This is a genomic window from Schleiferia thermophila (genome assembly GCF_003337435.1).
Classification (GTDB): domain Bacteria; phylum Bacteroidota; class Bacteroidia; order Flavobacteriales; family Schleiferiaceae; genus Schleiferia; species Schleiferia thermophila.
Window position 1 is genome coordinate 996,224 of record NZ_QPJS01000001.1, and the last position, 21,723, is coordinate 1,017,946.

The following is a 21,723-nucleotide window of genomic DNA, read 5'->3' on the forward strand; positions in this document are numbered from 1 at the left end:
ATCAACGGCCTGTAGCACATGTTTCTATTGAATTTTATTTCCAAACTGCCTCTTACGGTACTGTATTTTTTAACTTCATTAGTCATCAGATTTTATAAATATAGAAAAAAAGTAGTTGAAGCAAATCTGAAAATCGCTTTCCCATACAAGTCCGAAGAAGAAAGGAAAACTCTGAGGGAGAATTTTTATATATATTTTTCAGAATTAATAGCCGAAAACCTTAAAGATTTTAATCCAGAATATAAAGAAAATTTCAAATTTGTGAACATAAATAATCTTCAAATATTTGAACATTACTATATAATGAAAAGAAGAATAATGCTTATGTTAGGCCATCATGGTAACTTTGAATACTTATCCATTTTACCGGCCTTAATTCCTCAAAATATTTATGCTGTTTATGGTGAATTAAAAAATAAAAAAATAGAGAAAGATTTTTTAAGAAAAAGAGGAAAATTTGGCTTAAAACTTTTTCCAATGAAAGAAACTTACACATTTGTTGAACGTAATATGGATCAAACAGCTGTGTATGGTTTTATTGCAGATCAAAGCCCTCATGAAGGCAGAATTCATCATCGATCAAAGTTCTTTGCAGAAGATACTCCAACTCATGTAGGAGCTGAAAAACTAGCTAAAATGTACAACATGGTGGTGATATACTTGAATTGTGAAAAAGTCAGCAGAGGAAAATATGAATATACACCAGTTATAATTACAGAAAATCCTAGGGAACTCCCGGATTTCGAGATAACAGACAGGTACAATCAGCTGCTTGAAGCCAGTATAAAAAAGCAACCAGAAATATATTTATGGACACATAAGCGCTGGAAACATCTTCGACCCGGTATTTATGTGTAAGATATATTAAGTTTTTTATATATAAAATGCAGCAGCCACACAGGGCCAATCAGTAAAAACTGTAGATCTTTTAAAAACGATGGTTTTTTACCCTCAATTTTATGTCCGATAAATTGTCCAATCCATGCAAGTACGAACACTGAAAATGCGATCACCGATATAGATAAACCCGTTTTTTCGAGCGAAAAAATGATCAGATAACAAGCAATCACAAAAATTGCAATTCCCAATGATAAAGGGATCGATAGTCGTAAGTAGTATATATAGGCAGCAAAAACAACAATATAGCTCCAATTATACCCTTCTATACTGTCAGATATCCATGAAGGCACCGGTATAGAATACAATAGAGCAAGAATGCTCCAAAAAATCAAAGGCACACAAATCCAATGAATTAACTTATTCGTGGGATGCTGATGACTTTCAGCATATTCTGAAAACCATTGATCTACTGTACTCATGGTGGGATGAATTTTGCAACTCAAAATTAAAAAATACTTCGACAAGTAGAAGTATATCATCAAAAAAAGCGATAGACAAAACCCAATTCTGCTGACCAAAACGGCCAGCTGTGATTACCTCTCTGAAATCGAACGGAGAGTAAATAACTTTCTAATTGTCTGAAAAAGCTAAATGAAAAGATCAGGGGTTTATCGTACTTTCCAAAATACCCTGCATAACCTCTCAAATGCGTATCCAGACCAATGGTCCTTGTTTGAAACCTCCACCCTACTCCGTACAACAAAGCATCGTTTTGTTTATAATCAACCCTGTACGTCTGATAAGCATAAAAGCCCATCATGGAGTACCATTGATGTACAATGAAATTTTTTTTAAAAACTTTTCGGAAATTCAAATCAAAATAATACCCGGGAGTATCAGAAAACCTGGCATCTTCAAGTCTGTTGCCAGAAGCAGTTTTTATGCCTGAACGCAGAATCACTTCTGGAATCCATCTTCGACTCCTGACCATCAACCAGTGTGTCTCTACATAAAGATCACCTACAGCCCAGCCTCTTGCATCAAAAGTACGCGCCACCCGAAAATCCCGGACACTCTCCGATGTTTTGAAAAATTCCGCATAGACCATGTGGGCTGAAATAGCTACTCTTCGGTCGGCCTGGTAATAAACTTGCCATCCTCCAGAAAAAGTGAAATCACCGGGAGCAAAATAGGTTTGAACATTCCCTTTTAGATAGTTTAAAGAATCCCAGACAAAAAAGACCAGATCAGGTACCGGAAGTGCATTAGGGCCCATTCGACCCGGTTCGATATGCATGTATTTTTCATAAGGAGAAATACCATCCCATCCATGTCGTTCGTTCCACCACTGAAAATCAGTGGACTGAGCCATTGTTTCTTGTAAGAGAGTCAGTACGATGATGAAATATATCTGGTTTCTCACTTTCGGATGAAATGAAATGTATAGCCTCCCTGTCGTAAGATGAACCCTTGGTATTTTCCATCACGAAGGTCTTTAAACTCCAAAACTATCCCTGCCTGCTTAAAAGAAAATTTTTCTACGTCTTCCATTTTTAGAGGAAATGCTGCCTGACCTGTAGCCTGCGCATAAATCTGCTGATTTTTTAAAAAAATATCGATGGAAAGAGGTATCTCGTTAGAAGTATATTCTCCAATATAGTATTCAGCATCAGAAGCTGAAAAATTTACAGTTTGAAATTCCGGAAATGAATACGGAATTCCGTACCAAATAGATAATAAACCTATCAAAATATCGTTTAAGTCAAAATCATTTTCTACATTGCTTACAATTGCCAGGCTCAGCCCATCATCAGGGAAGTAGATTGCATAACTGCGAAAGGCATCTATCTTCCCTCCATGACCATAACCTTTTCTGTTGTAAAAAGGCACCTGAAAAATTCCGGCTCCTACATTGTTTTCAAAAGTGACCATATCGGATAAACTTGTAGGTTTGATGATTTTACCATCGAAAAGTCTCTGATAAAATAGAGCTACATCACTGGCATTAGCACAGATATTTCCTGCTCCCTTTGCTACAGAAGAAGCCGTGATGGTCGATGGGATGATGCTATCGCCAATATGATAAAAGGAAGGAATCACTCTCCGGATACATAAATCGTCGCAAAAAGTATTTTTTAGCTTGTTTGACCTGAAAATCAGTTCTGTAAGAAGCTCACAATAACTTTTTTTCATTACTTTTTCAGCTATAAGCGCCAGAAGCAAATAATTGCTATTGGAATATTTGTATTGTGCACCTGGATCAAACTCCGGCGGATAGGTTTCAATTTTCTTCACAATTTGTTCAGAATTTTTGAGTTGGGTATGATATTCCGGATAATCCATCTGTTCTGTATAGCTTCTGATTCCACTTCTGTGTCGAATCATCATTTCTATGGTGATTCTTTTTGAGTTGGCAACTTCCGGAAAAAAATTGTCTAAAGTTGTCTTTGCGTTCAATTTGCCTTTTTCAATGAGTTTGAATATCAAAGCTGCTGTATAGGTTTTTGAAATAGAGCCGATTCTAAATACATCATCCATAGAAATCGGCTTTTTACTTTCGACATCTCGAAAACCAGCAGTCGTAGAAAATAAAAGTCTTCCGCCTTGAACTATAGCTATTTGGCCACTGAAGGAATTATGTATGGTCAAATGTTCTACATATTTTTTAAGGCTGTCTGTAGTCTGACCGAATCCGGGGAACAGCAAACTCATGAAGGCAAGAAGTATGAATATCTTTGACATCATAGTGAATTGTTTTTCAATGCAATTTAATCTCAAATGCTTTCCAGACAAAGAAATGGTAATTCCACTAGCAAATACCTGAGCATTCTGATACTTTCGACTCCTGTAACCTCTTTTTTTCCTAAATCCTTATATTTCATAGTATTGAATACCAAAAAGAAGTACTTGCAAAGCAATTAACCAAAGATTATGACAGATATCATTTTTCTATTTTTCCCATCTTAATCATTTTTGCCTTGTTTATATTTAGTCTAAATAAATAAAATATAAGGTATGAAAACACTGCTTATTACAGCATTGACCTTTTCAGTAGTGGAAGGAAAGATTCCAGAACCTCCGGACAGTGTACGGTTTTTAAATGAAGTCACAATAACGGCCAACAGGATCCATATAGTACCGGGCTCGGGTGAGTATATTCCTTCTGCAACACTTCAAAAAATCAATCAACCTGATGTGACAAAAGCACTACGTATAGTACCGGGACTTAACATCAGAGATGAAGAAGGTTTTGGGTTAAGACCCAACATTGGCATGCGCGGAACTTCTGTCAATCGTTCAACTAAAATCACTTTGATGGAAGACGGCATACTGATAGCGCCAGCGCCCTATGCCGATCCTGCCGCTTATTATTTTCCAACATTTTCCCGGATGCAAGGTGTTGAAATACTGAAAGGAAGTAGTCAGATTGTAGCCGGACCTTACACAATAGGGGGCGCAATTAATTTTTTATCCACACCAATCGGCGACCGATTTGAAGCATTTTCACAATTGTCTTATGGTATGTATGGTACTGGGTTCCAAAATTTATATGTCACAGACCAGCATGGAAGCTTGTCCTATGTATTTGAATTGAGCCGATATGCCAGCAACGGATTTAAGCAATTGGACAATGGCGGACCTACCGGATTTGACCGTAGAGACTTTATGGGAAAAATCAGATGGACACCCTCTTCATTAAAAATTAATCAACACTTCACACTGAAGCTGTTAAGCACTACCGAAGAAGCTGATGAAACGTATTTAGGGTTAAACTATACCGATTTCAGAGCAAATCCATACAGAAGATATTCCGTCACTCAATTGGATCGACTTGATCTAAGACACAGGCATATATCCTTGTCGTATACTGTGAAACCGCTGAATAATTGGCAGTTGAATATCACAGCTTACAACAATTTTGTATTCAGGGATTGGGCTCGTGCAAATTCTATTAATGGGAAATCACTTACAGCCATCATTACCAATCCTACAGCAAACCAAGTCGAATATTCCATACTAACTGGTACAGCCAATGGAAACGTTGACTACAGAAGTGCAGCCAGAACCTATTATTCCAGAGGAATCCAGGGTAACAGCCGTTACAGCTTTAACACAGGCCGCATTGAGCACGTTTTTGAGGCAGGTGTGAGGATTCACAGCGATATGGCCGACAGATTCGGAACACGTTCACAATATACCATGACCGATGGGGTATTGATTCTCTCACAACAAGGTGTAAAAGGAAATACAGAAAATCAAATAAGGAATGCAGATGCTACTTCGGCATGGATCCAACATACAGTACAAATCGATAAATTGTCTATCATACCAGGATTGAGGTACGAAAATATCGATCTGCGATTTGACAATTTTGGAATTGAGGATCCGGCCCGAATAAAGACCAACTTCCGAACTAAGTCCCAAAACATCCAGGTCATAACACCAGGTATTGGGTTTACTTACCAATTTACGGACTACTCCAATGTTTTTGCAGGTGTTTACCAGGGATTCTCCCCTCCCGGTATGCCGCGTCTTGATTCAGATGAGCAACCAAAACCAGAAAAAGCATGGAATTATGAACTTGGATACAGATACTTCACCTCAAATATTCAACTACAGGCTACTGGATTTTACAACGATTATTCCAATATCCTGGGTTCGGATATGATGGCCGCTGGCGGCATGGGTACTGGTGATATGTTCAATGGTGGAAAAGCTGTGACCCAAGGAGTCGAATTCAGTGTAAAATCGGACCTTTTATACCTTGTTGGAATTCAGAAGTCGTGGAACTTACCCTTAAGAATCGCCTATACATTTACCGATGCTCGTTTCAGAGAAACGTTTATAAATCCAGGTGGTGACTGGGGAAGCGGACAAATCAATTTTGGTGAGCGGATACCTTTCATTACCCCTCATCAACTCACCTTCCTCTCGGGTTTCGAACATGGAGCTTTTGACCTCACCTTTACCGCAAGGTATCTGAGCGCTACACCGGTAAGGCCTACTACGACCCTTGATACGAAACCATCTGAACAATTTTCCTTGGCACAAATCAACACCCTGGACGGATATTGGATATGTGATCTTTCAGCCAACTATGCTGTATCCGAAACCGTTAGTGTATTTACAAGTATAAACAATCTATTTAATCGATCGTATATTGCATCCAACCTGCCACAAGGATACAGACCTGGAATGCCATTTTTACTTATGGGGGGCATTAAAATCGGTATCAGATGATCTTTCTTTTTTAATGTCAAAAAGACGCTTCCAGATGAAGCGTCTTTTTTGTTTTTATAAACTGATTATCAGCGTGTTAAATGATTTTAAATTCTGTTATAAATATTATGGGTAACTTTGGCTGTTAGAATTATCATCCAAAACATGAACTTATTCTTTTGCAAAAACTTCTTTCATTTCCTCTTACTTCTTTATTTGTTACTTACAATTTCTGACCATCAATTAAATGCTCAACAAAAAAATCACTTTTCAAAAAAAACATCACTCAGTAAAGATTCCGTGCGATATGTGTATTATGATTACATTTTGCAAAAAGAAAAAATCATTTTGCATGGGTTGTTTGAATATTATTTGGATATTCAACACAGTGATTCACTAAAGCAATTGTATTTATTAAACGCAGAGTTTAACAATGGAAAGCTCAATGGAAAGTATAAGTGTGGAAAAGTAAAATATCGGCTTGACTATGAAAATGTCAGACCCTCAGTAACAAACATGAAAATTCCGCTTTCCGGCACCATATCGCATATCGAAGGTTCTTTTGCCAACAATGTACCAGTAGGCAAGTGGATTTTTACTACCTCAAAAATCGACAATCAGGTCTATGTGGATACTTTTCAAGTTTCAACGATTCCAGTCGAAAACGGAAAAATCAATGGCTATATAGAATTCCACGATCGTACTAAAAATCTGTCATGGAATCTTAAAACAATTCAAGGTCAATTATCCGGTACATCCCATTTATTTTTTCGTGATTATATAGACGATACGTGCAAGATGTATTTTTCTGATGGTATTCCAATGTATATTGTATGCAAGGATACTGTAATATTTACCGAGGATGATGCCGAAAATTACACGGATATTGAGCCCGATTCATCTATTTATTATTATTTTATCAGCAGGATACCTTCCAATTTAAAAGACAGAGAACTAATGACCGCATTGCTGTCATCAATAACGAATTTTTTTATACATTTTGATTATAATTTCCAAAACAATGGCCCTGAATTCAGTGATGAAACCCTCCGGATCGAAACACCCAATCTGTTTAAATCTTTATTTTCACTTCCTGTTGCTAATGTTTCCGAAGCAGATAAAAAGTTTCTTACCAATTGTTTACACCAATTATATCTAAATCAGTCATTGCTTGATTCGGCTTTAGCAATATTCAATACTTTACTTATTTCCCAAAACAATATAGACCATTCGCTTAAAGTAGGTTTATTGGAAAAATATAAATCTACCACTAGAGATTTGATACATAAAATATCTGCTTTAAACGGAAAATATTCTGCCTTTATTTCTAAAGAACAATGGATAATAAATATGCTTGATGACCTACGTCAAAACAGAGAATTTACCATTTCTCACAAAGGAACTTTTGTGGATGGAAAAATTCGAATTCCCGAAGAAATTGATTTTTCAGACTGGAAGGTCGTACTTGATACCCTGGTTACCTTTTATATCAGGGAAATTGAAAATCTGCTGTCAGAAGCTAAAAATGCAGAAAAAATTAGAAAAAGCAATGATGAATATCATCAACTTGTAGAAAAAATTGAAGAAGTTGCTGATCAGATACGAAAAATTCTATCATCAGATGGGAGTTTTTTCTTTAGCAACTCAATAACAGAAAAGTACAGAAAGGCATATAAAGAATTGTTGGATCTTCAATTAAGTAATCTGGTCGATTATAGCGACTCAAACCGGAAGTTGATTGCAATACAGAGTCTTAAGTGCCTGAACGACATCCTTGAAAAACTTAAAAACACTTCAAATTTACAAACGCTTTCAGATAACGTTCATAACAAATTCCATAAACTGGAGTTTAATCCATATACCAATACCAGTATTACAGAAATTCAACATCCCAGAGTGCATAAAGCATACAGGGAAATTTTACTTCCACGTCTGATACATATGTTGGGAGAGACAGCGACAAATGGAAATTGCGATGAATTTTCTGATAAATACCAAAATATTGAAACCGTCTTGAAATTTATGCTCGAAACGGATGACTCCAAAATGAAATCTTACAATAGAAAAATACGACGTAAAGACAATTTCGAAACTCTTATTAAAAAACTTTCATTAGATATCAGATAAATTTCTATGAAAAAATGTATTGTATTTTTTTCATTAATGCTATTATTTTGGCCATCACGAGCTCAAGATGTTGCAGAAAACAGATTGGTAGAAACAGGAAATTGGAATGGTCTTTACTTGCGTTTTCGAATATCCGAAAAATTATACTATTATGGTGAGCACCACTACAGACGGAGAAACAGTGTAGATAATTTATACGATTTTGTGGGTAGAATGCGTCAATGGTACAATCGGGCTGGAATCAATTATTTCTACAACGAATATTTCAATGTTATCATCGGACCTACATTGGTACTGAATTATACGCCCAGACCAGGAGACCCGGATTATGAGTATATAACCATTGAACCCAGAATTTGGCATCAATGGTTATTTACCATGCCCTACTTAGGAAGAGTGAAAATATACCACCAATTTCGCTTTGAACACAGATGGAGACGAAGTAATCTTAAAGGTTCAGAATTTCAATATACCAACAGATACCGATATAAAATTTTTGCCTATATACCTATTAACAAAAATAAACTAGAAAAAAGAACCCTTTTCTTCTCTCCAAGTGCCGAAATCTTTATGCAAAGCGGTAAAAGTATCGTCTATAATCATTTTGAAGATTTCAGAGTGTACACTGGATTGGGATACATTTTAAACAATTCAGTTACTTTTTTTGGCGGACACATGTGGACTGTCGGTCAAGATCAAGTCGGAAATATCTACAATCAAACACATATAATACGACTGAATATTTTTATTAATCTAGACCTTCGAAACCCATCAAAAGTATTACCAAATGTGATGATGGGAGACTAAAAAAGACCATGGATATGAAACAAAAAAATTCAACAAAACTTCTTACATTACTCGCATTACTGATTTTTTTAGTAGTAAATATATATCAACACATTCATTATAAAAATCTTTTGCAAAAATCAGAGTTAACGTATGATAGTGTAGTATTTGAATTAAAAGTTGCAAAGCTTAAAATGAATGCGGATGAATTCTTTTACAATGGCGAAGTAGATAATGCTTTAAAGATATATGGAGAAATAGATTCACTTACAGGCTCTAATTTGGTAGTCGAAAAGAGAGCCTGGATGGAAAAAACGCAAAATTTAGCAAGACTCGAAGCAATGAACTCAGAATCACTTGTCAAATCATATTCAAAAGCTTTAAGGGAAATCGATAGTCTAAAAACGCAGTTAAGTGCGCTAAAATACACCTCAAATAACACTACATTTTTGATTGATTCACTATTGCAAGTTCAAAATAGTATAAGGGATTCGTTGGAAGAGTATACACAAAATAAAAAATCCAAACAGTATGATACTTTGAACTTTGTTTCAAGTACAGGAAATCTGGTTCGGTACTTCGGTGAAGTTAACAATAATAAAGCTAATGGAAGGGGCGTGGGCATTTGGTCAACTGGAGGTTATTATTACGGCTTTTGGAAAAATAATTTTAGACATGGCAAAGGCGTATACATTTGGAAAAACGGGGATAAATACGATGGAGATTTTTACGATGATCAAAGAGAGGGATACGGCATATATTATTGGACATCAGGAGAGAAATATGTAGGTAATTGGAAAAAAAATATGCGCTCAGGTCATGGCACGCTTTATGGCCCAGATGGGAAAGTAAAATACTCTGGAAATTGGTCTGAAGATAAACCCTCTGAATAGCCAGATTTTAAATTTCAAAAATTTTATTTTCTCCGGAAAATCCCTTGAATATATTTTAATATTCGGTCCGATAAAATATAAACATCTGATCGAATATTCATTTTCTTAATTCCAATGAATAAAAGTGCAATTGAAAATAAAATTTTTACGCCAGAATTGATCAATGAATGATTGGTAAAGTTTAAAAATGAAATTGTAATAAACAATGCTGATAATAGTAGGATAGCTTTAATAGAATCATTTGAAAACGGTGAAATTTTATACCTATTGTACATCAACCAATACGATAAAAGATTGTATATTAAATACGAGATAAATGTGGCAAGTCCTGCACCAGTGATTCCTAAAATAGGTATGAGCAGATAATTGGTAAGTACAGCTATCACAGACAGAGAAATCAATAAATAGAGATTGTATTTGTATTTCGGTGAAAATGATATTATTTCTGCAGTAAGTCCAAAAGCTAAATCTGTAAATTTGGCTAAACCAATAAACAGAACAACGTACTTACCTGAGGCATATATTTCTCCATTTGGCATCAGGTAAAAAATTCCATCAATTGCAGCCCAAATGAGAAGGAGCATTCCTCCTCCGAAAATAATCTGATTTATAGAGCTTCGTTGGTGCAACTGATTGATGGCTTCGATGTTATTTTTTTTCCAACTTTCGGAAATGGACGGCCCGGCTATGGCATTAAGAGAGCGTTTGGGCATTTCGATAACCAGGCCAATGTAAGATGCTATGACATAAATACCTACCTCACCCAAGTTGATCAATCCTCCGATCATCAGGCTGTCAATTGTGGTCACGAGAACACTTGCTGCTGTTGTCAATAATGAAAAAAAAGCAAAAGGAACTACGTCTTTTAGATGTCCTTTTAATCTTTTAAATTCAAAAGATGGTACAAATGGTGCAAGTTGATGATTGTAAATGAGAACGCCCAATAGCGCCAATCCATAAATCACTATTTGAATATTTAGATAGGCCTTAAAATCAAAAAGATTGTATATAATCCCGGTGAAGAACACAATAGTCAGAATACGTATTCCCACATCTTTGATGGCTGCCGGAACTACAATTCTATTGTTCATCCTCGCGTAGGAAGCTGCAATAAGGTACAAAGTATTTAAAAGCGTAATGCTCCAGACCAGATAGTAATAATCGGTGAGTTCTTTTGAATTTTTTGAGTAAAACTGGGTGATGGAATTTTCAAATACCAAAAAAATCAGATAACAAACCAATACTCCCACAAGACCAGCGAGATAAAGCAGGGTAGCATATGCCCGGTAATCTTTTGTCGTTTGTATAAATGGTAGGTATTTGACCGAAACCTGGGGGATACCAAGTACTGCAATGGTAGAAAACATACCGGCTGCATTAAGCACAATGCGTAGTAACCCGATCTGACTCTCGGTCAGATAGGCCGGAAATAAAAATAGCAATGTAAATGTGCCAAGCGCTACTCCTGCGTATGAGGCAATGCTACCTTTAATGGTTTGCCGAGCTATGAGTCCCAATGAGGTATTGGATGTATTAGTGTTTAAAACCTCAAATGTTTCACCGTCAGTCCGTTGTTAATGAGTTCCAGGAGTGATTCTACGCCTATTTTTACATGCGACCTTACAAAATTAGCAGTTACAATCTTATCGCTTTCTTCAGTTTTAACGCCTTCGGGTACCATTGGTTGATCACTTACCAGCAATAGAGCTCCTGTCGGAATTTTGTTTCTAAATCCGGCTGTAAACAGTGTGGCAGTTTCCATGTCAATGGCAATTGCTCTGGTAACTTTTAAATATTTTTTAAAATCAAGATCATGTTCCCATACTCGTCTGTTTGTGGTGTAGACTGTACCGGTCCAATAGTCTTTTTCGTTGTTCCGGATGGTGGTGGACACTGCCTTTTGGAGAGCAAAGGAAGGTAGCGACGGTACTTCAGGAGGCATGTAGCTGTTTGAAGTTCCTTCACCGCGTATAGCTCCAATGGGAAGTATCAGGTCGCCAATGGCATTTTTCTTTTTTAAGCCCCCGCATTTTCCCAGGAACAGTACTGCTTTGGGTTGTACAGATGTCAATAGGTCCATTATGGTGGCTGCATTGGGACTTCCCATGCCGAAGTTTATAAATGATACACCATTGGCATGGATACTCGGCATCGAACGGTCAGTACCCATTATTTCACCTCCATACAATTCTTTAAAGACTTCCAGATAGTTGTTAAAATTGGTAAGCAATATGTACTTGCTGAATTGGTCCAGAGATACCCCTGTGTATCGAGGGAGCCAGTTGTTTACAATTTCTTCTTTTGTTTTCATTTTTTGTTGTTTTTCAGCAGTGTTTTTCTTCCATTTTCATCAAAGGAATACCACTTTCCGACTTTTTCTCCCATGCGGTATTGGCCTTCCAGTTTTATTTTCCCATCGGGATAAAATTCCTTGTAAGGACCATTAAGTTCATTTGCACGGTATGTAGAAATAGATGCTATTCCACCTTCTCGAAAGTATTCAATCGCGTCGCCATCGATAATACCCATATTGTAAGTATATGCGACGGCCGGATTTCCATTGTCGTAATACCAAATGTATTTTCCATGCTTTTCATTGTTGACATAGGTGCCTTCTTCACTTAATTTTCCGGTATTGGGGTTGTATTTTTTATAACTTCCGGAAAGCACTCCTTCGTGGTATTCTTTTAGCTCCATTAATCGGGCAAATCCATCGAAAATCCGCTGTTCGCCGTGGAGTTTACCCGATTTGTAATATTCTTCTATGTTTAGATAGCCTCTGTCATTCAGAATGATACGTATGCCATCCAATAGGTTGTCTTTGTAATTTTCTATTGTTTTCAGGTTTCCACTTGGATGATAATACACCCAGGCTCCTTGCTTACGCCCATTCTCATCTGTATGATTGGGATGATATTTACTTTGTGCTGATAGAATATTTGCATGTAATCCAATAAATACACTGACGGTTAGTATGAAGTGTAGATTTTTCATGTTTTTTTATTGAAGGAGCAAAAATAGAAAGGCACAATGGAGAATTTCATTAAGAAATCATTGTAAAGGGTGGAATCCTCTATTTTGGCGAATTGAGAGGACTTAAACTGAAAAGGGATTATTTATAAGTCATTGATGGCATTGAGGTATTTTTCTGCTTGCGCTAAGATTTTTTGCCTTTCATCTGATTCCATTTTATCCCATGTACGGTACATCATTCCGATTCGCGGGTTGTGCTCCAACAAATTTCGATGTCTGTGAAAGAAATGCCAGTACATACTGTTGAATGGGCAGGCTCTGGGACCATGTTTCAACTTGTGGTTGTAACTGCAACTTTTGCAGTAGTTGCTCATTTTGTTGATGTAATTAGCTGATGATGTGTATGGTTTGGTTCCTACAATTCCGCCATCTGCAAACTGACTCATCCCCCGTGTGTTGGTGATTTCTACCCATTCAAAGGCATCGATGTAGATACCCAGATACCATTGATCTACTTCGTTGGGATGACAGCCGGCAAGTAAGGCAAAATTTCCTGTGACCATCAATCTTTGGATGTGATGCGCGTAGGCATATTGCAGGGACTGACGAATCGTGTGTTTTAAACAATTCATATTCGTATTTCCGGTCCAATACCATTCTGGAAGTGGATTGTGATGATTAAAATAATTTAGGGTAGCATATTCCGGCATTTTTGCCCAGTAAATGGCGCGCATATACTCTCGCCAACCCAAGATTTGTCTTACGAAGCCTTCGAGTTGAGACAGACTAATTTCACCGGGACGTGCTCTCCATTCATCAATACATCGTTGAATCACTTCCAACGGATGCAACATTTTGGTATTTAGTGCAAAGGACAACCGGGAGTGATAGCCAAATGCATGATGGGTATGCATGGCATCCTGGTAAGTCCCGAAATTGGGCAACAACTGAATGGCAAAATGTTCGAGCAACCTTAGCGCTTCAGCTCTGTCTAAGGGATAATGCAATTGGTTGTTTTCCATCTGCCCGATGGTTGTGACGCCTGATTTTGATAGCATGGTCACAACTTCATCTGCCGAATGGTTAAAAAACAGGGGTTCAGGAGGTACATGATTTTTAGGGTATGATTTTCTGTTTTCGGCATCAAAGTTCCAGCGTCCTCCTTCCGGAGTTCCGTCGGGAAGTATTAAAATCTGATATTTTTTTCTGTAATACCGATAGAATGTTTCTAACAAATAGTGCTTTTTACCGGGAAATACTTCTGCAATAGAATCTCTGGAGGTGAGAAAGTGCTCGCTTTTGGCCATGGTAACCGGCAATCCGGTCTTGATGCTTAATTCGGCCAAGGTCCGGTCCAGGCGATACTCATCGGGCTCCTGATACTCAATCTCACGAATGGGATACCGTTGTACAATCAACTTGATATTTTCAATGAATGATTGCTGGTTTCGAGGGTCATCGAGCTGTATATACTGTACTTTATGCCCTTTTTTGGCTAGGTTATCAGCAAATTTTCGCATTGCCATGAAAATTGCCGTAACTTTCTGAATGTGATGAGCCACGTAATCGGTTTCTGATCGGACTTCCATCAGGGTATAAAGTATTTCATCGGAAGGCACTGCAAACCAAGGGTGCCTTTCGTTCAGTTGGTCGCCAAGTATCAATCGGAGTTTCATTGCTCAAAGAGAGTGGGATTTCGTAGTCTTACGATAGACAAACGCTAAAAGTTCACCAAGCGATTTCAATGCACTCTATAAAGTAAATGAAAAATTGCCGGCTTGTGGTGAATTGATACGCGTTATGGAGCAATGATGAGAATGCTTCGGATGATAGGTGTCAATCCTGAAATAAAAAATTCTACTGCTACTACCATGACAATAAGACCCATCAATCGAACCAAAACATTTACACCTGTCTGACCGAGCAGGCTGACAATACGACTAGCAAATAACAGGGCAAAAAGCATTATAAGACAAACAAATAGCATAACAACTACCAAAATGGTTTTGAAGAATAGAGAGGTGGCATCCTGCATCAGCAGCATTGCATTGGTGATGGCACCAGGACCGGTGATCATAGGTATGGCGAGAGGGGTAATGGAAATATCACCCACATAGGTCTTTACTTCATTGTCGGGCAATTTCATTTTACTTACCTGAGCCTGGAGCATTTCACTACCCATTTTAAAGAAGATAAAACCACCGACTACCCTAAGACCGTTAACAGAAATCCCGAAAAAATTAAAGATAAATTCTCCGAGTAGCCCAAAAATGACCAGGGTTACAAAAGCTACAGTGCAGGCTTTTACAGCCGTTTTCCTTCGATTTGCCAGGTCAATTCCGGCAGTCATGCTCAGAAATAAAGGCATGACTCCGATAGGGTTCATCACAGAAAAAAACGATGTAAATGCTACCAGAGCAAAGTTTACTTCCTTTTCCATGCAAACAATGATTTTAAATCACCCTTCTGCCTGACATTAGAACGGCCGTTACAGCGGCTTCTACGCCCTTGTTTCCATGTACTCCCCCGCTCCGTGCAATGCTTTGTTCCAGATTGTTATCGGTCAAAACGCATGCAATGACTGGCATGGTAAGTGAGAGATTCAATTGGCTAAGACCATGATACACGGCCATACTGACAAATTCAAAATGCATGGTTTCGCCTTTGATCAGACAACCAATGGCGATGATCGCGTCCACCGCAGGTCTGATGGCGGCAGCCTGCCGGCATCCATAAATCAACTCCATGCTTCCCGGTACTTCAATGGTATGTATGCTGGAAGGTAAAGCCCCAAGATCGATAAGTGTATCGTATGCACCTTTATACAATCCATTGGTTATTTGTTCATTCCATTGTGCTTTTACAATGGCATATTTAAACGAAAAAGCCGACGGCAGTCGGCTTTTATCGTACTGAGATAAATTTGTATTCGCTGTAGCCATTTTTATTTTGAATTCATTTCTTTGGCATCTATTCTGGCTAAAAACTTTTCCGCATCGAGGGCGTGCTGTGACTTTGGAAATTCATTCTTTAAACGTTCAAAATACCTCCTTGCTTCTTTTAATTTACCTTGTTCTTCGGCCAGCATACCGGCTTTTTTTAGATAAAAAGGCACCACAAATTCGTTGTCGGAAGCGTTTACCGCTTTATTGTAATATTCAAGGGCTTCTTTTGGCTGATTAAGCTCCAGAAATGCATCAGCGATTACTCCGTTGGTCAGAACTTTAAACACAGGATCGCTGGTGCTAAATTTATCCATTTGTCGGATGGCATCTTCATATTCACCCAACTGTAAGTAGCATACGCCTGCATAGTATCTGGAAAGGTTGCCGGCTTTTGTCCAGCTATATTCTTCTGCAATTTCGAGAAAACCCATGCTGACCCCGTCACCATTTAACGCTAAGCGCAGCGAATCTCTGTCCAGATTTTCCTGAGCTTTGAAGAGCTCGAGCTGTGCCTCTCTTTCCAATGGCTCGAGATACAATTTGGTAAACCCAAAATACCCTGCAACCAGCACCAAAACCCCTGCAACTACATAAGTTATGATCTTTTTATTGTTTTCAACAAAAGCCTCAGCCTTTGTTAATGAGGCAGCTACATCGATAATGACCTCTTCTTTTTGTTCAGTTTCTTTTTTCGACATACTGAAAATCAAATATTTTAAATTCTAAAAAACGCGGGCAAAAATAGATAAGGAATCCAATTAATCAATCAGATGAGGGTATTTATCTCGTCGAGAAGTCTTTTTGTGACCTCTTCGATGGCACCAACTCCATTGATACCGCAATATTTATTTTGGTTTTCATAATAAGACTTTACAGGCAATGTTTCATCCATGTATACATCAATGCGTTTTTGAATCACTTCCGGGTCAGCATCGTCGAGCCTGCCACTGGTGACTGCTCTATCAGCCAGGCGTCTTTTTAGTTCTTCCTCTGGTACTTCAAGGGCTATCATTCGGGTAATGGAAGTATTCTTCTCTTTCAGCAAGGCATCTAATGCTTTGGCCTGTGCCTGTGTACGAGGAAAGCCATCAAAAATAAATCCTTTGCTATCAGGGTATTTTTCGAGCTCGGCTTTGAGCATGTTGATCGTAACCTCGTCAGGTACTAATTTTCCTTGATTCATGTAGCTCTGTGCCAATTTTCCTAGTTCGGTGCCTTCTTTTATGTTTCTTCGGAAGATGTCGCCGGTAGACAAGTGAATCAGTCCGAATTTTTCTATAAGAAATTGGGATTGAGTACCCTTACCGGCACCTGGTGGACCAAAAAGTACAATGTTCAGCATTTTTTTTAATTTTCAATAAACAAGGCAGTAAAAATATCGGTACTTTTCTATTTGACAAATGATTTCAAACTTTATTGAAATACCAGTAGCAAGGTAGCTAATCGATTAAACATATAAGCCCGGATTTACCGGGCTTAAATTCGTTATAAAGCTCATAAAAACTAATTTACGATAACTACACTTGCACTTTTTGAATTTCGGCCTGTGGTAATTCGTATGTGATAAATACCCGGGTGAAGTTTTTTATCGTAAACAAAGGTGTGAACTCCCTGGCTCATGCGCTCATTTTTCAATACATCAATTACCTGACCTAAAGAATTGATCAATTCAACCTTTACATTCATTTCGCTTTCGAGAAGAAAAGAATAGTTAAAATCGGATACGGCGGGATTGGGATAAACAAATATTTCTTTTTTACCCGGAGTAAGGGTTACATCAGATGCATTTCCCTTTTTGAAAATCAGGTCGGAAATTTTTATATACACGTTATCATTGGCAGTAGAACCTTTTGTAGCCAGCCACACTACTGAAAGTACATCATCAGCAGTAAAGACACTTCCATTGGATGACTTCAATTGGTCAAACGATACGGTGTACGCATGAGTTCCGGGGATTAAAGTTATGGTAGCTCTAAATTGCTCAGACCACTTTGAAATGCTCTTTTTGACTACTACGAGTTGGACATTTGTAGTTTGTTGAACGGTGGCCGTAAAGTTTATGGTGTTGAATTCAGATACATTCATCGGTCTGTAAGCACCTGGAAGCAACACTCTGTAGACAGAGAAGTATTCTTTTACTTTGGCTGAAGCCACAGCGGCTCTTTCCAGAGCCAGGCCGTCTTTTGGCAATTCTTTGGTTTGCGATACGGTTTCAAACTCAACGTCTTCAGCAGATGTCAACTCATAATCAACACCCCATGCACCGTCAGCCACATAAATTTGATCTGCACCCGAACTGGCATCGTTGGTAATGCTAAAACCTGCATCGAAAGTAAAACCAATCGGAAACACAAAGTCTGCTATCTGCTGACCGGCTGGAAGTGGAAGGTCGTCAAATACCGGCGTGTGGGATTGAGTCTCTGTAGCTGCAGCCAAACCTCTGAAAGTAATTCTGTTGGCATGGGCTGTATTTCTGATTTTAAGATGTAATTTTCCATTTTGATAAAATCCGCTTTCAACAAATACTGAAGGCATTGGTGCTGGTCTTTTGTTCAAAAAGCTTACGTCACCGTGCAGATTAGCAAGATGGATAATTTCCTGTACCATTTCAATCGTAAGGTTTGGCGATACGGACCATACCTGCATATTGAACACCCTGGCGCCGGCGGGCACATCGTATTCAGCCAGATTCCATTTATTGTCTATTTCGATCGTGCCATTTTCGTGTAGATACATGACAAAGGTGATATTGTAATCGACCTGACCGTCTTCCTGCTCAAGCAATGCCATCAGAAAAGGATGGCCGGCAGCATTGACGACACGAATTTCTGGTAGCCGTGCGCCAGTGAGTCGATCACACACCACTTTGGTGTGATCGTATACTTTACCGGTAGGTGACTCCAGGGCCAGAATTGAACCTATTCTGTTACCTGATTTGAAATAGTCAACAGAATAAACGTCCACTGCGTTGGTAATGCCGATCAGATCACCAGGTGTTACCACTTTGCCGGTGCTGCTTTCAGGCCCTGTGGTAGGCGTTACATCTGCGAGGGTGAGATTTCCCCTTGCGCCAAGAACTGAACCAACTGTACCAGCCAGAGGAAGTTGATCGACTTGGTTGAAGAAATTAAATTTTCCGTCTCTTAGCCTCTGCATATTGCGTTGAGCAAGGAGTGTTGATAATCCCCCAATGGATTCTATACCACCTGAGCCACCGCTGGAAGAGGAAGCGGTAGTAATGTTGACGGAGGCAAGGTTATTTGTCAGATCTGGGTCATACTGGTCGAAAATACCCCCGTAAGCTGCAACTACTCCTGAAGTATTTACTGTATATACCAATTGAAGAGTTGCTGAGGCTCCCGGACCAAGATGGGGAACTGACCAATTTAAACCTCCATACGAACCTGTAGAAGGAGTAGCCGAAACAAATACAAAACCAGAAGGTTGTGTAATGCTTATTTCCAGATTTGTAAAATATCCATTGGTAAAAACAAAGGGGGCTGAGGTGTTATTGGTAATGGTCACCGTTACGGTCACCTGATCTCCCGGATTGGGGTTTATGCTGGAAGAAGCAATTTGTACATCTAAATCTTGCGGACAATAACCGGTGGAAGAATTTGCTATTGCAGTATTGGATTGCAAAGTCCAGGAGGCCAAACCACCTACATATTGAATGTCAACTACATGGTTGTTGGTGCCAGCATGGAACATAGTCGGTTGTGAGGATAAGGCTGTGCCTGCAATGGAATTCATTGGGCCAACAGGAATGTGGATAGCAGCACCTGTATTGCTATAGCCAAAATTACCAGCCACAGTAGCGGGTGTGTTGTTCCATTTACAGTGACACAAAGGAGTAACAATACCAGAAGGCACATATGCTCCTACGACCACTGCTGGTGAAAATTCTGATGTTCCATCAGCTCCTGTGGCGGTGGTGGTTAGTGAATCTCCAATAGCAAATGCTGTAGTTGGTATGATGACATAAAAGCGATCGACGTTGGTTCCTGTTCCCACATTTTTGCCATTCACTACTCCGCTATAGCTGCCTGTTGTATTGTCGAGGTCAGCTGAAGAACCTTCTGTAAAGCTTGTGACATAAGTTTCGCCCTGTGCATTAAATCCACCGGGATAGTTGTGTGCTTTGAAAATTTCAACCAATTGCCCCTGACGAACAAAACCTTTCAGATGCAGATTTGTGCCATCGAAAGCTGCCAATTCGATTACCGGAAAATTATTTAGGTTGTTACCTCCATTGTTACCTGGAGGAACATCGCTGTTTAAAGTTACATACGGGGCCACACCTTTTAGATTGAAACCTCCGTTAGGAATCAAATCAATACCAATTGCACCAGTAATAGGATTGGAACCCATTAAGTAGTTTCCATTATTGATGGTCCTGTTTTGAGAAATTATATTTCCTTTGGTGGGTACTGGTGTGCCAAAAGCCGCCACCATAAAACCATTTCCGTAGTTTTCAAAAACATTGTTATACCGGTAAATGCTATTTTGCCCCCAAACTCTGAATCCATTGGTTTCTACTTTCAGTTGACCATTGTGGTGCGACGTATTGCACTCAAATAGGTGATTTCCCTCTGCCTGATGTGTATCGAAACCATTTCCCCCGTTGTAGTGTGATAAATTGTATCTGATGGTGAAATTTTTAGTATTAAATGCTATATCAAGTCCATCGGTTACAACATGTATTCTCCCATTTCCGAAAAATTCATTGTATTCTACCAATCCGTTCTGACAGTTGTAACCAAAATATACGCCCATGGCTCCGCAATGAGCTACTATATTGTGGTGAATGTAATGATTGGAACCGGCAAGAACGAAAATGCCACCGCCATTGGTTCGGATGGGTGCCGGTGGCAGTATGATATTGGAGCCAAGGCTAGAAATATCCGCGCCAATCAAGCAATGAGAAACTTCGCCGTTGTTAGCCCCATAGCGATAGAAAATACAGTGATGCGCATTGTCGAAGTCAGTGCCAAAACCCGTAATGTGAAGGCCTTTGAATTTTACGCCTGATGCCGATACGTCAAATCCGGTTGGTATTGTGTTGTTTCCTACGATGCTGATATCAGGTCTTTTGATCACTGGAGAATACTGGGCCGGTAAGCAGGTTCCTGTCTGTTGGTTAGAGCCAATTAAAACATTGTTTGCCGGAGGTTGCGTAGTGCCGTCTATCACCAGATTTGCCCGAGTTATTTGTGGAAGGGGGGTAGCCACTGCAATGGTAAAAACCCCTAATGCAGCATTGAAATTTGGGTCTGTTGTGGGGATGTTAAAGTGAATGGCGGTATAAGCTGAATTTGAATTGGCATCTAAAATTGCTTGCCGCAGCGAGCCAGGTCCTGCATCATTGGTATTTGTAACCATGGCTATTGGCTGAGCTGACCCGATCAATGTTAAGGCAAACAACCATATAAAGAGTAAATTTTTCATACTATTATCCAGTATTTAAATACTTTACTTCAATTTTACTACCAAAGGCCATAAACGTTCAATCAAAGGCAAAATGAAGCATATTTTATTGATAAATAACACTTTAATATTGAACTTAAAAATTCCAACTATATGTAATGATGTTTCAAATTTGGAAAATGTTGATTCATTTTTTGGAATTTTTTTATACAATAGAATATTGAGTAGATCAATAGCCTTAAGAATTCATTATTATTAGGTGTTTATCTTAGACCTTTGAATCAAGTTTTAAATTAGCTATATTGAGTTTTAAAAAAAATATCATTTTCTACCCACTAAAATTTTGTATCGCGAATAAAGTGGTGTTTTGATATAACCAATTAAGGTAAACGATGTACTTCACGATCGTTGAATATTTCATTTGTTAATATTTGGTACTTTCCTTACGCTGACCATCTATCAATTCACACGTCAGCAAAACAACTCAACAGAAGTAGCTCTAATAATGAAAT

Annotated in this window: 17 protein-coding genes; 5 read left to right on the forward strand and 12 right to left on the reverse strand. The window is 38.6% G+C overall.

The window, feature by feature from the left end; all coding sequences use genetic code 11:
- The first annotated feature begins 18 nt into the window (after nucleotides 1–18).
- Nucleotides 19–858, forward strand: coding sequence for a lysophospholipid acyltransferase family protein (locus DES35_RS04290; RefSeq protein ID WP_084180089.1), 840 nt, complete (start codon nucleotides 19–21; stop codon nucleotides 856–858).
- On the opposite strand, the gene DES35_RS04295 is transcribed toward DES35_RS04290, so the two are convergent.
- The 3 genes from DES35_RS04295 to DES35_RS04305 are packed head-to-tail and all read right to left on the reverse strand — an operon-like array spanning nucleotide 849 to nucleotide 3,585.
- A complete protein-coding gene (locus tag DES35_RS04295) occupies nucleotides 849–1,319 on the reverse strand; it encodes an Mpo1 family 2-hydroxy fatty acid dioxygenase (RefSeq protein WP_037357116.1) in 471 nt (156 codons plus the stop codon). The genes DES35_RS04290 and DES35_RS04295 overlap by 10 nt on opposite strands.
- Before the next feature lie 59 nt (nucleotides 1,320–1,378).
- Nucleotides 1,379–2,263, reverse strand: a complete 885-nt coding sequence (locus DES35_RS04300; RefSeq protein ID WP_037356536.1) for a hypothetical protein — start codon at nucleotides 2,261–2,263, stop codon at nucleotides 1,379–1,381.
- Nucleotides 2,260–3,585 (reverse strand): serine hydrolase domain-containing protein, encoded by a 1,326-nt coding sequence (locus tag DES35_RS04305; RefSeq protein ID WP_125039337.1) that lies wholly within the window; start codon nucleotides 3,583–3,585, stop codon nucleotides 2,260–2,262. The genes DES35_RS04300 and DES35_RS04305 overlap by 4 nt, the downstream gene beginning before the upstream one ends.
- A gap of 270 nt (nucleotides 3,586–3,855) precedes the next feature.
- Here DES35_RS04305 and DES35_RS04310 point away from each other — a divergent pair, with 270 nt between their 5' ends.
- The 4 genes from DES35_RS04310 to DES35_RS04325 all read left to right on the forward strand — a co-directional run bounded on the left by DES35_RS04310 (nucleotide 3,856) and on the right by DES35_RS04325 (nucleotide 9,866).
- On the forward strand, nucleotides 3,856–6,081 hold the full coding sequence (locus tag DES35_RS04310) for a TonB-dependent receptor family protein (RefSeq protein WP_051889159.1): 2,226 nt from the start codon (nucleotides 3,856–3,858) through the stop codon (nucleotides 6,079–6,081).
- 327 nt (nucleotides 6,082–6,408) lie between these two features.
- On the forward strand, nucleotides 6,409–8,187 hold the full coding sequence (locus DES35_RS04315; protein ID WP_125039336.1) for a hypothetical protein: 1,779 nt from the start codon (nucleotides 6,409–6,411) through the stop codon (nucleotides 8,185–8,187).
- A 36-nt stretch (nucleotides 8,188–8,223) separates the two neighbouring features.
- Nucleotides 8,224–8,994 carry a DUF2490 domain-containing protein gene (locus tag DES35_RS04320; RefSeq protein WP_211306533.1) on the forward strand — a complete coding sequence of 257 codons (771 nt, stop codon included), beginning with the start codon at nucleotides 8,224–8,226 and terminating at the stop codon, nucleotides 8,992–8,994.
- A gap of 14 nt (nucleotides 8,995–9,008) precedes the next feature.
- Nucleotides 9,009–9,866: an MORN repeat-containing protein gene (locus DES35_RS04325; RefSeq protein WP_170125695.1), complete on the forward strand. Its 858-nt coding sequence runs from the start codon at nucleotides 9,009–9,011 to the stop codon at nucleotides 9,864–9,866.
- A 23-nt stretch (nucleotides 9,867–9,889) separates the two neighbouring features.
- Here the strand turns inward: DES35_RS04325 and DES35_RS04330 are convergent, their stop codons facing one another.
- From DES35_RS04330 to DES35_RS04370, 9 genes are all read right to left on the reverse strand, one after another.
- Complete coding sequence (locus DES35_RS04330; RefSeq protein ID WP_037356542.1) at nucleotides 9,890–11,383, reverse strand: oligosaccharide flippase family protein; 1,494 nt, start codon at nucleotides 11,381–11,383, stop codon at nucleotides 9,890–9,892.
- Between the two features lie 23 nt (nucleotides 11,384–11,406).
- Nucleotides 11,407–12,177: an AMP nucleosidase gene (locus tag DES35_RS04335; protein ID WP_037356545.1), complete on the reverse strand. Its 771-nt coding sequence runs from the start codon at nucleotides 12,175–12,177 to the stop codon at nucleotides 11,407–11,409.
- Nucleotides 12,174–12,860, reverse strand: a complete 687-nt coding sequence (locus tag DES35_RS04340; protein ID WP_037356548.1) for a toxin-antitoxin system YwqK family antitoxin — start codon at nucleotides 12,858–12,860, stop codon at nucleotides 12,174–12,176. The genes DES35_RS04335 and DES35_RS04340 overlap by 4 nt, the downstream gene beginning before the upstream one ends.
- Before the next feature lie 122 nt (nucleotides 12,861–12,982).
- Entirely contained in the window at nucleotides 12,983–14,515 is a 1,533-nt protein-coding gene (locus DES35_RS04345; protein ID WP_114365892.1) for a cryptochrome/photolyase family protein, read from the reverse strand.
- Between the two features lie 122 nt (nucleotides 14,516–14,637).
- Nucleotides 14,638–15,279, reverse strand: coding sequence for a MarC family protein (locus DES35_RS04350; RefSeq protein WP_037356554.1), 642 nt, complete (start codon nucleotides 15,277–15,279; stop codon nucleotides 14,638–14,640).
- A 13-nt stretch (nucleotides 15,280–15,292) separates the two neighbouring features.
- Nucleotides 15,293–15,781: a 6,7-dimethyl-8-ribityllumazine synthase gene (gene ribH / locus DES35_RS04355; protein ID WP_037356557.1), complete on the reverse strand. Its 489-nt coding sequence runs from the start codon at nucleotides 15,779–15,781 to the stop codon at nucleotides 15,293–15,295.
- A 2-nt stretch (nucleotides 15,782–15,783) separates the two neighbouring features.
- Entirely contained in the window at nucleotides 15,784–16,482 is a 699-nt protein-coding gene (locus DES35_RS04360; protein ID WP_037356560.1) for a tetratricopeptide repeat protein, read from the reverse strand.
- Between the two features lie 68 nt (nucleotides 16,483–16,550).
- Nucleotides 16,551–17,126 carry an adenylate kinase gene (locus tag DES35_RS04365; RefSeq protein WP_037356563.1) on the reverse strand — a complete coding sequence of 192 codons (576 nt, stop codon included), beginning with the start codon at nucleotides 17,124–17,126 and terminating at the stop codon, nucleotides 16,551–16,553.
- 161 nt (nucleotides 17,127–17,287) lie between these two features.
- Nucleotides 17,288–21,232, reverse strand: a complete 3,945-nt coding sequence (locus DES35_RS04370; protein ID WP_114365893.1) for a T9SS type A sorting domain-containing protein — start codon at nucleotides 21,230–21,232, stop codon at nucleotides 17,288–17,290.
- Nucleotides 21,233–21,723: the final 491 nt, after the last annotated feature.